Annotated in this window: 12 protein-coding genes and 1 pseudogene; 2 read left to right on the forward strand and 11 right to left on the reverse strand. The window is 63.5% G+C overall.

Annotated elements, in window-relative coordinates:
* Positions 1-133 precede the first annotated feature (133 nt).
* The 7 genes from B015_RS0111930 to B015_RS0111960 all read right to left on the reverse strand — a co-directional run bounded on the left by B015_RS0111930 (position 134) and on the right by B015_RS0111960 (position 8111).
* Positions 134-904 carry an SDR family oxidoreductase gene (locus B015_RS0111930; protein ID WP_026227190.1) on the reverse strand — a complete coding sequence of 257 codons (771 nt, stop codon included), beginning with the start codon at positions 902-904 and terminating at the stop codon, positions 134-136.
* A gap of 12 nt (positions 905-916) precedes the next feature.
* Entirely contained in the window at positions 917-1987 is a 1071-nt protein-coding gene (locus tag B015_RS0111935) for a phosphotransferase family protein (RefSeq protein WP_018427925.1), read from the reverse strand.
* 15 nt (positions 1988-2002) lie between these two features.
* Entirely contained in the window at positions 2003-3205 is a 1203-nt protein-coding gene (locus tag B015_RS0111940; protein WP_018427926.1) for an acyl-CoA dehydrogenase family protein, read from the reverse strand.
* Positions 3206-3269: 64 nt separating this feature from the next.
* Positions 3270-4070: a hypothetical protein gene (locus tag B015_RS0111945; RefSeq protein ID WP_018427927.1), complete on the reverse strand. Its 801-nt coding sequence runs from the start codon at positions 4068-4070 to the stop codon at positions 3270-3272.
* Between the two features lie 11 nt (positions 4071-4081).
* Complete coding sequence (locus tag B015_RS0111950; RefSeq protein WP_018427928.1) at positions 4082-4960, reverse strand: CoA-transferase; 879 nt, start codon at positions 4958-4960, stop codon at positions 4082-4084.
* Between the two features lie 50 nt (positions 4961-5010).
* Positions 5011-7104, reverse strand: coding sequence for a 3-hydroxyacyl-CoA dehydrogenase NAD-binding domain-containing protein (locus B015_RS0111955; RefSeq protein ID WP_018427929.1), 2094 nt, complete (start codon positions 7102-7104; stop codon positions 5011-5013).
* Complete coding sequence (locus tag B015_RS0111960; RefSeq protein ID WP_018427930.1) at positions 7101-8111, reverse strand: NADPH:quinone oxidoreductase family protein; 1011 nt, start codon at positions 8109-8111, stop codon at positions 7101-7103. Before B015_RS0111960 ends, B015_RS0111955 begins: the two co-directional genes overlap by 4 nt.
* A gap of 226 nt (positions 8112-8337) precedes the next feature.
* Between B015_RS0111960 and B015_RS0111965 the strand changes: the two genes are divergently transcribed.
* Both B015_RS0111965 and B015_RS0111970 read left to right on the forward strand, forming a co-directional pair.
* A complete protein-coding gene (locus B015_RS0111965; RefSeq protein WP_018427931.1) occupies positions 8338-9093 on the forward strand; it encodes an SDR family NAD(P)-dependent oxidoreductase in 756 nt (251 codons plus the stop codon).
* A gap of 104 nt (positions 9094-9197) precedes the next feature.
* Complete coding sequence (locus B015_RS0111970) at positions 9198-10736, forward strand: AMP-binding protein (RefSeq protein ID WP_018427932.1); 1539 nt, start codon at positions 9198-9200, stop codon at positions 10734-10736.
* 103 nt (positions 10737-10839) lie between these two features.
* On the opposite strand, the gene B015_RS0111975 is transcribed toward B015_RS0111970, so the two are convergent.
* The 4 genes and pseudogenes from B015_RS0111975 to B015_RS33835 all read right to left on the reverse strand — a co-directional run.
* Positions 10840-11619: an SDR family NAD(P)-dependent oxidoreductase gene (locus B015_RS0111975; protein WP_018427933.1), complete on the reverse strand. Its 780-nt coding sequence runs from the start codon at positions 11617-11619 to the stop codon at positions 10840-10842.
* The gene (locus B015_RS0111980; RefSeq protein WP_157632717.1) at positions 11616-12371 is read right to left on the reverse strand and encodes an SDR family NAD(P)-dependent oxidoreductase; all 756 of its coding nucleotides are present in this window, start codon (positions 12369-12371) and stop codon (positions 11616-11618) included. Before B015_RS0111980 ends, B015_RS0111975 begins: the two co-directional genes overlap by 4 nt.
* Positions 12368-13276, reverse strand: coding sequence for a branched-chain amino acid ABC transporter permease (locus tag B015_RS33545; protein ID WP_343123002.1), 909 nt, complete (start codon positions 13274-13276; stop codon positions 12368-12370). Before B015_RS33545 ends, B015_RS0111980 begins: the two co-directional genes overlap by 4 nt.
* 126 nt (positions 13277-13402) lie before the next feature.
* Positions 13403-14311 (reverse strand): annotated as a pseudogene (locus B015_RS33835) (branched-chain amino acid ABC transporter permease); the annotation flags it as partial.
* Positions 14312-14316: the final 5 nt, after the last annotated feature.

Here is a 14316-nt window from a genome sequence, read left to right on the forward strand (position 1 = left end):
CTTGCTAGGAGCGACGGGGCGGCCGAACATCGTCTGAAAAGACTAACGGCAATTCCGCGTCACGCATCGATGGCAAAAGCCCGGTGCGGAAGGGGCAACGGCGCAGGCAATGCAGCCCGCGCCGAAGAAGGGGTCAGACGTGGTAGCCGCCATCGACATTGATGACCTCGCCGGAAATGAAGCCGGCGCGGCTGGAGGCGAGGAACGACACAGCCTCGGCAATGTCGATCGCCTTGCCGTTGCGGCGCAGCGGCGTGTTCATGGCCGCCGCCTGCATGTATTTGTCGTCGATGTAGCCGAGCTTGCTGAGCTCGGTGTGCTGGCCGGTCTCGATGATGCCGAGCGCCACGCCATTGGAGCGGATGCCGTAGCGGCCCTCTTCCTTGGCGACCCCTTTCATCAGCGCATGGACCGCCGATTTCGGCACGACCGAAAGGCCGTCGGCAGAGGCGAAGCGATACTGCGCCGAACTCTGGCAGGCGACGACAGAGCCGCGCGTCTTGCGCAGATGCGGGATGGCGTAGTGGATCACGTTGAAGAAACCGAAGGCGTCCTGCATCAAATGCTTGCGCATCTGCTCGGGCTCGATCTTGCTGAGATGGATCAGCGGCACCAGCGGCCCGGCAGCGTAGATAACGGTGTGGATCCCGCCAGAGGCTTCGGCGACGCCGTCAATGAAGGCGCGGGTCGCCTCGACATCCTCGATGTTGAGCTTGTGGGTCGAGGCTTTGCGCCCCTCGCTGCGTACGGACTCTGCCGCAGCTTCCGCCTTGGCCTGATTGCTGTGATAGGTCAGCGCCACGTCGCAGCCGTCGCGTGCCAGCACCCGGCAAATCTCAGCGCCGACGCCGCCGCTGCCACCGATGACGATGGCCGCTCCCTCGGCCGGATACAGTCCGCTCATGTCCATCCTCCCTTATGATTTCATCGCCAGCTCGGCATAGTGCCAGCCGAATTCGGCCACCGGCCGTGCCAAAGCACCGGCCTCGCGGGCATGCGCGCTCGCAGCATTGCCATCGACCACACGCTTCATGATGCCCTGGCGAATGCCGGCGACGCGGAACAGGCTGTAGGCCAGATAGGCGTACCAGTGGCGGTCCGACACGCCTTCCTGACGCGTGCCCTTGAGATAGGCGTCGCGATAGCTGCGTTCGTCAGGAATGCCGAGTGCGCCGATGTCGAGGTCGCCGAGGCCGCGATAAGGCTGGTTGGGCAGGCGCCAAGTCAGCATGTGATAGGCGAAATCGGCCATGGGCTCGCCCAGCGTCGACAGCTCCCAGTCGACCACAGCCAACACCCGCGCCTCGGTCGGGTGGAAGATCATGTTGTCGATCCGGAAGTCGCCATGGATCAGCGACGTGCGTGTTTCCGGCGGAATATTGCCGGGCAGCCATTCGATCAGCCGGTCCATCGCCTCGATGATTTCGGTCTCGGAGGCGCGATACTGCTTGGACCACCGGGCCACCTGACGGGCGACATAGTCTCCCGGCTTGCCGAAATCCTCGAGGCCGACAGCCTTGTAGTCGGTGGTGTGGAGAGCGGCTGCGACGCGGTTCATCTCCATGTAGATCGCCTTGCGCTCCGCAGGCGACTGCTCTGGCAAGGCAGGTGCCCAGAACGAACGCCCCTCGACGAAATCCATGACGTAGAACATCGCGCCAACAATGCTCTCGTCGTCGCAGAGCAACCGCGCACCCGCGACCGGCACGTCGCTATCGCGCAAGGCGCTGATGACGCGGAACTCGCGGTCTACTGCATGGGCCGACGGCAGCAACTTCCCGTCAGGCTTCTTGCGCAGCACCAGTTTGCGCACGCCATCAAAAGACAGCAACATCGTCGGGTTGGACTGGCCACCGCGGAAGCGCTCGACCGAAAGCTCACCCTCGCAACCCTCAATGTTGGCCTTGAGATAGCCATGCAGCCGCGCGACGTCGATCTTGCTGTCGGCGGCGAGCGGCTCGGTGCCGACAAAACGGCTGGCATCCATGGCGCGCCTCCCCGCTCAATCCACGTATTTGGCGAGTTCGATGCGCCCGATCTGGTTGCGGTGCACCTCGTCGGGGCCGTCGGCGAAGCGCAGCTTGCGGGCATGCGCATAATAGTTGGCGAGCACGAAGTCCTGTGAAACGCCAGCAGCGCCATGCGCCTGGATCGCCCAGTCGATGACCTTGCAGGCCATGTTCGGCGCGGCCACCTTGATCATGCCGATCTCGGCGCGCGCCGCCTTGTTGCCGACAGTGTCCATCATGTAGGCGGCCTTCAGCGTCAGCAGCCGGGCCTGGTCGATGAGGATGCGGGATTCGGCAATGCGCTCGAGCGTCACCGACTGTTCGGCGATCGGTCGGCCGAAGGCGACGCGGCTCTTCACCCGCCGGCACATCAGCTCCAGGCAACGTTCGGCAAGGCCGATCAGACGCATGCAGTGGTGGATACGCCCCGGTCCGAGGCGCCCCTGTGCGATCTCGAAGCCGCGGCCTTCGCCGAGCAGCATGCTGGATACCGGCACACGCACATTCTCGAACAGCATGTCCATGTGGCCATGCGGGGCATCGTCGTAGCCGAACACCGTCATCGGCCGCAGCACCTTGATGCCTGGCGTGTCCATCGGCACCAGGATCATCGACTGCTGCTGGTGCTTGGCCGCATTGGGGTCGGTCTTGCCCATGAAGATCAGCAGCTCGCAATGGCGGTCGCCCACACCCGAAATCCACCATTTGCGGCCGTTGATGACATAGTCATCGCCGTCGCGGACAATCGAGCTCTGGATGTTGGTCGCGTCACTGGAAGCGACGTCAGGCTCGGTCATGGCGAAGGCCGAGCGGATCGAACCGTCGAGCATGCCGGGCAGCCAGCGCGCCTTCTGCTCCTCGGTGCCGTAGCGCTCGATGGTCTCGATGTTGCCGGTGTCGGGCGCTGAACAGTTGAAGATCTGCGACGAGAAATGCACCCGGCCCATGACTTCGCAGAGCGGTGCGTATTCGGTGTTGGTCAGGCCCGCACCATGAGAAGAATCCGGCAGGAACAGGTTCCACAGTCCGGCGGCCTTGGCCTTGGTCTTCAGTTCTTCAAGAACAGCCGGATGCCCCCAGCGGTCTGCTTCCACTTCCTCGTGATAGCGGCGTTCATTGGGATAGACATGCTCGTCCATAAAGGCATTGAGCCGTTCGAGCAGGTTTTTCGTCTTGTCGCTGTATTCGAAGTCCATCTTGCGTCCGCCAATGCCATTCCAAGGAAGAACCGCCGGCAGATGACTGCCGGCGGCGATGTCGTCACGCGGCGCGGACGCCTGAAGGATTGCCCTTCAGCACGGTGGCGCGGACATTGTATGGGTCGAGCTTGGCGATGATGGCCAGCTGTTCCTCGGTCGGGGCTGCCGTGGTGGTCATGCCTTCGGCGCGCAGCAGTGGGAAGCCGGTGGCATCCTGTACCTGCTCGAAGGTGACGCCAGGATGCAGCGACAGCACCTGGGCTGCATGATCGGGACCGTTGAAGTCGAACACGCACAGGTCGGTGATGACCACGCCGAGCTTGACGTCGGCGGGCTTGGCGCCCTCCGGCCAGTTCTTGGCGTTATAGCCGACGCTTGCCACCACATCGACCTCACCCTCGACGAAGGTGCGCTTCGAATGGTTGGGCAGGAACATTGAGTTCTTGTGGCAGATCGAGTTGCCCGGGAAGCCGCGGACGCCCAGCATCGCAACCTTCGGCTTCTGGAACTCGCCGCCCAGTGCGGAGATGTTGCCCTGGCCGTAGCGGTCGACCTGCACGGGCGTCACCATGGCGTGGCGGCGACCGCTCCAGACGCTGTCAAAGACGCGGCTGTAAGGCATCCAGCCTGACAGCTTCGGCTTGTAGTCGCCGCGCGGTCCAAGCGGGATCGGGTCTTCGACGAGGTAGGCCTCGCCGTCGGTCATCATGATGCCGGGGGCGCAGGTCAGCTTGGCAAGGCCAGCCGCAAGCCTCGGCAGCGGGCCGATGCCGGTGGCGAGAACTTCACCATCGGCAGCCCATGCCTGCGCGCCGGCGGCGATGATCAGTTCGGCAAGAGTGAATTCTTTTGCAGTCGTCATGTCGTGTCCGATCAGAAAATGGGGAGCGGCAGGGCGCGGATCTTGGCTTCGCCGCCAACGCTCGCGGCGTAGCTGGCCTCGTCGCCCTTCACATATTGGTCGAAATAGCGCTGCCAGCCGCCCTCTTCGGTCGCCGATGCGGCGTAGTCCTTGAGGTGCCCCATGTCCCAGCCATAGGCGTCGTGTGCCGCCGTCGGGTGGGCGCCGAGCGGTGCCTTGACCACGCCGGTTACCAGGCAGCGCTCGAACAGCTGGCTCTTGGCCTTGTCGGAATACTCGGCGTCGATGCGGTCGACCAGCACCTCGGTGGTGACGAACACCTTGTTGGCGGCGCGCGCAAACAGGCCGTCGAAGAACGGGTCCGGACCGTCGGTCTGGGTGTTGCCCAGGCGGTCGGCGCGGCTGGTGTGGATCAGCGCCACGTCGAGCTTGATTGCCGGCATCGCCAGCAACACTTCGCCGTCGTGGTAAGGCGACTTCACCGTCTTGAAGTGCGGATTGTACTTCATGACGTCGGAGCCGAGGCCGACGCGCGTCGCGGCGAAGGGAAGGTTGTGGCCAGCAGCCTGCAGGCCGAGCAGCAGAAGGCCCTCGTCGAGTTCCGCGACCTCGACAGCACCTGCTTCGCGCGCCTTGCGGAAGTAGGGCTCGATCGGCATCGCATCGAGCGAGACGAAGCCATACATCAGCTTCTTGACCTTGCCCGCAGCACACAGCATGCCGATTTCCGGCCCGCCATAAGCGACGAGCGTCAGGTCCTTGAGGTCCGAGCGCAGGATCTCGCGCACCAGCGCCATCGGCTTGCGACGGGGACCCCAACCGCCAAATCCGATCGTCATGCCGTCGCGCAGCTGGGCGACGACCGATTTCAGGTCCATTTCCTTGTTCATAGATACCTAATCCGTTTGTTCTTCGTATTGTTTCGACAAGGATCCACGGCTCAGCCGTAGAAACCCCTGCCCTCGGCTACCAGCCGCTCTATGAGCGCGGCCGGCTTGAAATATTGATCGCCCACGAGCCCGGCGTACTTGTCGAGCGCCGCCTTGACCGCTGGCAGGCCGACCTGGTCGGCGTAGAACATCGGGCCGCCCAGATAGGTCGGAAAGCCGAAGCCATTGGTCCAGATGACGTCGATATCGCCGGGCCGCGCCGCCGCACTCTCGTCGAGGATCTTGGCTGCCTCGTTGACCATGGCAAACAGGCAGCGTTCGAGGATTTCCTCGTCGGTGATGGTGCGCGCGGTGAAGCCGCGCTCCTTGCGATGCGCGTCGAGCAGTTCGTCTACGAGGGGATCGTGCGAAGCCTTGCGGTTCTCGTCATAGACATAGTAGCCCGCGCCCGACTTCTGGCCGAGCCGGCCGGCAGCAACCAGCCTGTCGACGATGTTGCACTGCTGCTCCCGCGGCGACATACGGGCGACGCGTGCCGCCCGTGCTGCGGCCATGATGTCCATGCCGGCGAGATCGGCCAGCGCGAACGGGCCGATCGGGAAGCCGAAAGCGGTTAGCACGCGGTCGACCTGTTGCGGCGTCGCACCGTCCTCGAGCAGGAACTGAGCCTCGCGCGTGCGCTTGGAAAGCATGCGGTTGGCAACGAAACCTTCGGAGCGTCCGACCATGACCGGCACCTTGCCGAGGCGCTTGCCCAGCGCCGTGGTGGTCGCCAGAACGTCCGGAGCCGTCTTCGCTGCCCGCACGTTTTCAAGCAGCTTCATGACATTGGCGGGGTTGAAGAAATGCATGCCGGCGACGCGCGCCGGGTTCTTCGACGACGCGGCCAGTTCCTCGATGTCGAGGAACGAGGTGTTGGTGGCGATGATGGCATCGTCGCGCAGGACTGCATCGAGCTTGGCGAATACGTCCTTCTTGACGTCGAGCTGTTCGGTCACCGCCTCGATCACCAAATCGACATCGCCAAGGCCGTCATAAGCAGTCGTGGCGCTCAGCAACGCCATGCGGCGCTGCATCTCATCGGTCGACAGGCTTCCGCGCTTGACACTGCCTTCATAGATCTTGCCGATCGCCTTGGTTGCAGAAGCAAGCCCCTCGTCGGTCAGGCCGATCAGGGTTACCGGAATGCCGATGCTGAGGAAGCAGGCGGCAATGCCGCGGCCCATGGTGCCGGGACCGACAATGGCTACCTTCTTGACCTCTCGCGGCTTCACCTCGGCATCGACGCCGTCGATCTTCAGCGCCTCTCGTTCCGCCGCGAAGATATGGCGCAGCGCCTTGGACTGCGGCGAAACCAACAGCTCCTTGCAGGTCTTGTATTCGAGCGCGATGGCCTCGCCGACTGGTGTTTCGGTGACCATCTTGATCAGATCAACCGCGACAAGAGGCGCCTTGAAGCCTTTGTATTTCTTGGCCAATGCCGCACGGCTGGTTTCAAGGACGGCAGGATCGAACGCCGGCACCGGCAGGTCGCTGGTTCGGCGCAATTTTGCACCGTCAGCAATCACCCTTGCGGCGAATGCGACTGCAGCTACCTTCAGGTCCCCCGAGACGACCTCGTCGACAATGCCCTTTTCGCGGGCGTCGCGTGCCGAGATCTGGCCACCCTCGCTGATCATCGCCAGTGCCTGCTCGACACCGGCGAGACGCGGCAGGCGAACCGTGCCGCCCGACCCCGGCAGGATGCCGAGTTTGACTTCCGGCAGACCGACCTTCGAGCCTTCGAGCGCGATGCGATAGCTACAGGCGAGCGCCACTTCGAGGCCGCCGCCAAGCGCCGTGCCGTGGATAGCGGCCACGATCGGCTTGGTCGCTGCGTCGAGCGTGTCGATCACTTCGCCCAAAAGCGGCGCCACCATCGGCTTCTTGAATTCGTGGATGTCGGCGCCGGCGATGAAGGTGCGGCCGTCGCACAGAATGACCATGGCACGTGCTTCGGTATCGCTTTCCAGCGCTTTCACGGCCTCGATCAGCCCAACGCGCACCGAATGAGACAGCGCATTGACCGGCGCATTGTCGACGGTCGCGACCAGAATGTTGCCTTGCTTGACGACCGAGACGGTCTTGACGAGTTGCTCGGTCATGCCGGCACTCCTTCCCTGCTATGTCCTGAATTGCCTGTCACCAGAACGACCTTGCCCTTGACGGCACGCTCCATAACGACGTCGAGCGCCTCGGCGAAGCGGTCGAGCGGATATTCGGCCGAGATATGCGGCCTGAGCGCGCCCTTGGCGAACCAGTCCATCAACTCGGCAATGTTCTCGGCATTCTTATCGGGCGACGAGCGCGCATAGGCACCCCAGAACACGCCGATCAGTGCAGACTGCTTGAGCAGCAACAGGTTGAGCGCGATCTTGGGGATGTCGCCGGCGGCAAAGCCGATCACCAGCAGCCGACCGAAAAGCGCCAACCCGCGCACCGCCGTCTCTGTCATGCTACCGCCGACCGGATCATAGACCACGTCGACGCCCTGGCCGTTGGTCAGATCCTTGAGCCGCTGGCGAAGGTCCTCGGTCGAATAGTTGATCGTCTCGTCGGCACCGTATTCGCGGCACAGCGCCAGCTTCTCGTCGCTGGAGGCGGCAGCGATGACGCGTGCCCCCATCTGCTTGCCGAGCTCGACGGCAGTCAGGCCGACGCCACCGGCTGCACCGAGAACCAGAAGGGTCTCGCCCGGCTTGATCTGCGCGCGATCCTTGAGTGCATGGTGCGAGGTCGCATAGGTGATCAGGAAACCGGCTGCCTCGACGAAGCTCATCTCGGCGGGGATCGGAAACACCTTCCAGGCATCGACCGCGACCTGCTCGCCATAGCCACCGATACCGGAAAAGGCCAGGACGCGCATCCCAGCCGTCAGGCGTTCGACGCCCTCGCCGACCGAAATGATCGTGCCGGCGGCCTCACTGCCCGGCGTGAACGGCAGTTCGGGTTTGGTCTGGTACTTGCCCTCGACCATCAGACCGTCGAAGAAGTTGATGCCGCATGCCTCGATGCGGATCACCACCTGACCCGGCTTTGCCACCGGGTCCGATACCTCTTCAATCCTGAGTTCCGCCCTCGGGGCGAACTCCTTGCAGATCACTGCCTTCATTTTCCTACGCCGCTTGTTGCTGCCATTTCGGCACTGCCAAATTCTTCAATCGAGGCAAGGAATGGGACAGGGGCAGACCGCTAACATCGTCTGATGGGACTAGTCGCTGAACAGCAGGCATTTTGGCCGCCAAACCGCTGATATGCCGAACAATCTTAGTCCCTTCGGACGATGTTGCCGGCGCCTGCGCGCGCAGGTTCGCGGGTACCGTTTCGAGGAGATCATCATGGCCCGTTTGGCAGGCAAAGTAGCATTCATCACCGGCGCGACCGGCGGCATCGGCGAGGCGGCAGCGCGGCTGTTTGCGCAGGAAGGCGCCAAGGTCGCCGTTGCCGGCCGCAGCCGTGAAAAAGGCGAGGCTATCGCCTCCTCCATCAAGGCATCAGGCGGCACGGCACTCTATGTCGAGACCGACGTCACCGAGCCCGACAGCGTCGGGGCATCCTTCAAGACCGTTATGGATGCCTGGGGCCGGCTCGACGTGCTCTACAACAATGCCGGCGGCTCGAGCTCGGCCGACGGTCCGGTGACGGTGGCGCCGTTCGAGGAGTTCTGGCGTTGCATCAAGCTCGACCTGTTCGGCACCTGGGTCTGCTGCCGCAACGCCATCCCGCTGATGCAGCAGTCGGGCGGCGGCTCGATCGTCAATTGCTCGTCCATTGTCGGCGCCATGGGCATTCCCAATCGCGACGCCTATTCGGCGGCCAAGGGCGGGATCATCTCGCTGACCCGCTCGATGGCGGTCGAATTCGCCAAGGACAACATCCGCGTCAACGTGCTGGTGCCGGGAGCGGTTGCCACCGACCGCGTGCTCGGCTTCTTCGAGCGCGAACCGCATCTCAAGGCGCAGTTCGACGCCTATCTGCTCGGCATCGCCGAACCCATCGACGTGGCCAATGCAGCCCTTTACCTGGCCTCCGACGAATCGCGGAAGATGACCGGCCATCAATTGCCCATCGACGGCGGTATTCTGATTTCGTGACCGCCGCGCCTGGCCTGGCTTAGTCTGTGCAGACGATGCCTGCCCCTTCGGGCAGGTTTTCAAGTCGGCACAGAATCCCAATTTCGACTGCAGGAAATACGAGCATGGAAATCCTGAGCCAGGTGCTGGCGCGGAACGCGAGGCTGATCGGCGAGCGTAACTTCATCGTCACCGACAAGGAGACGATCACCTATGCGCGCTTTGCCGAGCTGACGGCACAGCTTGCCAACGTGCTCAAAGCGCGCGGCGTGGCCAAGGGCGACCGCGTCGGGCTCTATCTGCCAAGCACGCCGATGATGGCCATCGGCTTCTGGGCTTGTCAGCGTCTCGGCGCGATCCCTGCCCCGCTCAGCGCCATGTTCCGCCATGCCGAGCTGCGCAAGATCGTCAGCCAGACCGGCATGAAGGCGCTCATCGCCGACGGCTCGACTTGGCCGTACCTCTCCGAGATCAGGGCCGAATTTGCCGATCTCGCTCATTGCCTGGTCGTGTCGGGCGACGGCAGCGCCGACGACCTCACCTCTCTTATGGCCGCAGCGCCCAAGACGTTCGAAGATGTTGCCTGCCATATTGACGACATCTGCGCCTTGTTCTTCACCTCGGGCACGACAGGCGCCCCCAAGGGTGCGGCGCAATCGCAGTTCAACCAGTGTTCGACCCTGCGCGACATGATGGTGTCCCACCGCACGCGCTTTGCCGAGGAAGTCTATCTCTGCGCTGTGCCGCTGTTTACCAATTTTGGCCTGACGGTGACGCTGAACCTGTGCCTCTACACCGGCGGCACCATCGTGCTGCACGAGCGCTGGGACACCCTGCGTGTCCTTGCCGACATTGGTCGTTACAAGGCCACCTATTTCGGTGGCACGCCGACAATGTATGTCTACATGGTCAACGAGGTCGATCCAGCGAAACACGACCTGTCGTCGCTGCGCATCTGCACCACGGGCGGCTCGCCGGTGCCCCAGCCGGTCATCCGCCGTTTCGAGGAGTTGTCGGGCGCCCGCGTCACGCAAGTTTACGGCTCGACCGAAACCAGCGGCCAGAACGTCATGGAACCGACTGCGGGTATTCGCAAGCCTGGCTCGGCCGGCCTTCCGGTCGGCAGCTCGCGCATCTCTATCGTCGACGACGAAGGCAGTGTCGTGCCGCAGGGCGAAATCGGCGAGGTCATCATTTCAGGCGATTGCGTCGCCCAGGGCTACTGGATGGATGAGAAGGCATCGGCCGAGGCCTTCGGCAATGGCGGCTGGAAGTCGGGCGACCTCGGTTATGTCGACGAGGACGGCTACCTGTTCATCGTCGACCGCAAGAAGGACGTCATCATCGCCGGCGGCCACAATGTCTATCCGCTGGAAATCGAGGCCCTGCTCTACAAGCATCCGGCGGTCGCCATGTGCGCGGTGGTCGGCGCGCCCGACGAGAGCAAGGGCGAAATCCCGGTCGCGGTCATCGTCAAGGCCGATGGACAGGACGCGACAGCGGAAGAACTGATCCGCTATTGCCGCGAGAGCCTCGCCGCCTACAAGGCCCCGCGCGCCGTCCACTTCATCGACACGATGCCGGTCGAGGCGGCCAAAATCCGCAAGCGCGCACTGGTACTGGCGCTGCGCGAGAACCGCCTGGACGATTTCCGGAACAAGTGAACCCGCGACGTTGGCGAAGCAAAAGAACGGCCGCGCATGACGCGGCCGCTCTGTTATAAATCAGTTGGTTGCCAGCACTTGCTGAACTGAATTGTCGGCCTTCTCAGGCCGTCGCGACGTCGCCCGCACCACCAAAGGCGCTCCAGCCGCCGTCGACCGGCAGAACCGTCCCAGTGATGTAGGATGCCCAGTCTGACAGCAGGAACATCGCCGCCTTCGCCATCTCCTCCGGCGTCGCAAGCCGCCCGAGCGGCGTGCGGCGTTCCAGGATCGTTGGGTCGAATGCCTTGCGCTCGAGCAGCGCCTGGACCATCGGCGTCAGCGTATAGGCTGGCGCGATCGCATTGACGCGGATGCCCGAGGGCCCCCATTCGCAGGCCAGCGTCTGCGTCAGGTGGTTGATGCCTGCCTTGGCGGCCGCATAGGCCGAACGTCTGGGGAAGCCGCCGAGCCCTACGATGGACGACACATTGACGATGGCGCCTTGCTTCTGCCGGAGCATCGGCCGCGACGCCGCGCGGCACATCAGGTAGGTGCCCTTGAGGTTGACGTCGATCACACGCTGCCAGCGCTCCACCGACTGCTCATGAACAGGCACGAGATCGTCGCCGATGCCGGCTGAGTTGAAGACGAGGTCGAGCCCGCCGAGGGCCGCTATCGCCTCCCCGACCATGCGCTCGGCATCCGCTTCGCTTGCAACATCGCCCTGGGTGATGCCGGCCGCAGCAGTGCGCTGCGCCGCCGGATCGAGATGATCGCGGTTGAGGTCGGCAATGACCACGCGAGCGCCGAGTTCGCCCAGAAGCCTTGCTGCTGTTTCACCGATGCCACTGCCACCGCCTGTGACCAGCGCGCGTTTGCCGTCGAAGCGGATTATGCTCATGCGTCGGGATCCCCGCCGTCTTCCGCATCCTGCTTGAAATGGAAATCAGGTTGCCACTGGTCGCGCGGCTGGACATGCAGTTTCCAGTAGGCTTGGGCGACCAGGTCGTGATCGTAGGGCGTTCCGGCCTGCATCGTGCCGTGGATGGCAACCGTCGAGACATGAATACCCGCAGGCGAAAGCTCTTTCTCCAGCGAATGTCCGAGGCTGCGCAGCGCCGCCTTGCCAAGCGAGGTCACGCCCCACTCGATCCACGGCCCGAAGGCGAGCACCCCGCCGGTGAGCAGGATCGTGCAGCGGCCGCGCTCGATCATTTTGGACGCAACCGCCTGCGCCGCATGCAGCGCACCAGCGACATTGGTCCTGAAGGCCTCGACGACATAGTCGACGCTTGCTGCCTCGCCGTGTGACTTCCAGCCTTCGGCGGTACCGTACTTCACCTCGCCCAGCCGCGATGGCGTGACGAACCGTGCCGGCTCTATGATGGCGGCATTGTAGATCAGCGCTTCGGCATCACCATGCTGCTCGCGGATCGCCGCATGGACGCGGTCCATCTCCTCAGGCTTGCCGGCGTCACCGACAAACCCGGAGACGTCGAGCCCTTCGGCCCTGAAGTCCTGCTCGTAGCGCGCGATCGCCTCGGCCCGGCGGCCGACGAAGGCAACGCGATGGCCCTCGCGCGCGAACTTCTTCACCAGGGCCTGGCCAAGTCCGGGCCCCATGCCGATGACGATTGTCGATGGTCCACTCATTGCGCCACCTTCGCCTTGGTCGCGACTCCGGTGCGGTCTGCCGTCCGCTGCGCCTTGCGCTCGGCGCGGTTTGCCAGAAACTCTTCCAGCGTGCCGACGATGCCCTTGCGCAGGAACAGCACGCAGAGAACGAAGATGATGCCCTGAACGACCACCACCCAGGCACCGAGCGTCGCCAGCTCGCGCTGCAACGTCACCAGCACCGCTGCACCGACCACTGGTCCGAGCAACGTGCCGACGCCACCTATCAGCGTCATCAACAGCACGTCGGCCGAAGTCATGAAGAACACGTCAGCCAGCGACGCCAGCTGGAAGATGATCGCCTTGAGGCCGCCTGCCACGCCCGACAGCATGGCCGACAGCGTGAACGCGATCAGCTTGAAACGGTCGGTCGAATAGCCGAGCGAAATGGCCCTCGGCTCGTTCTCGCGGATAGATTTGAGCGTCTGGCCGAAGGGTGAGTGGATGATGCGATAGACGAAGGCGAAGCCGACCAGGAACACTGCAAGCGTCACGTAATACATGTTCAGCGTGTTCGAGAGATCAATCAGGCCGAACAGAGTGCCGCGTGGCACTGACTGGATACCATCCTCGCCATTGGTCCATGGCGCCTGCACCGCGTAGAAATAGATGATCTGCGCCATCGCCATGGTGATCATGGCGAAATAAAGCCCCTGTCGGCGGATCGCCAGCCAACCGAACAGCGCGCCGATGGCGGTCGCCACAGCCACGCCCATCAGGATGCTCAGTTCAGGCGGCAGACCCCAGGCGGCCGCGGCGTGTGCGGTGACATAGGCAGACGAGCCGTAGAAGGCGGCATGGCCGAAGGCGAGCAGGCCGACGTAGCCAAAGATCAGATTGTAGGCGAGCGCGAACAGCGCCAGCACCAGGATCTTCATGCCCATGACCGGGTAAACCAGGAACGGCAGCGCCACGCCACCGACCGTAAAGATCGCCAGCCACAGGCGGCCGTTCTCGAGGAAGCTGCCGGAGCGACCTGACGACACGTCAGCGACAGAGTGGCTTGATGTCTCCTTGCCGAACAGGCCGGCCGGGCGGAAGATCAGCACCAGAGCCATGATGATGAAGATCACGGTCGCCGAAGCCTGCGGGTAAAAAACCTTGGTCAGGCCTTCGATCACGCCGAGCATCAGACCGGAGACGATGGCGCCAAAGATCGAGCCCATGCCGCCGATGACGACCACCGCGAAGATGGTGATGATGATGCCCTGTCCCATCTGTGGGCTGACCTGGTAGATCGGTGCTGCCATCACGCCTGCGAAGCCGGCGAGGCCGACGCCGAAAGCATAGGTCAGCATCAGCAGCCTGGGCACGTTGATGCCGAAGGCGCGGACAAGATCGGGATTTTCTGTCGCCGCACGCAGATATGAACCGAGCTTGGTGCGCTCGACGACGTACCAGGTGCCGAAGCAAACGACGATGGCGGCCGCAATCACCCAGGCGCGATAGATTGGCAGGAACATGAAGCCGAGATTCAGGCCACCCTTCAACGAGTCCGGAACGCCGTACATCTGGCCGGCAGCGCCGTAATAGACGTTGAAAGCGCCCTCGATCGCCATGGCGAGACCGACGGTCAGGAGCAGGCCGTAGGCATGGTCGAGGTCGTAGACCCGGCGGATGAAGATGCGCTCCATCAGCGCGCCGATGACCGCCACCACCAGCGGTACGATGACCAGCGCCCACCAGTAGCCGATGGATGGCAGGCCGAGCCCGGGGAACAGTTCGGGTAGGCGCATCAGATACCACGCGCCGAATGCGCCCAGCATGTATTGCGCACCATGGACGAAGTTGCCGATGCGCAGCATGCCGAAGATGATCGCCACGCCCAGGCTCATCATGGCGTAGAACGAACCGTTGATGAGGCCGACGAGCAGCTGGCCGAAAAGAAGGGTTGGCGGAACGCCAATCAGGTCCATCATGGCCA

Origin of the sequence: Hoeflea sp. 108, from assembly GCF_000372965.1 — a bacterium.
GTDB lineage: Bacteria > Pseudomonadota > Alphaproteobacteria > Rhizobiales > Rhizobiaceae > Aminobacter.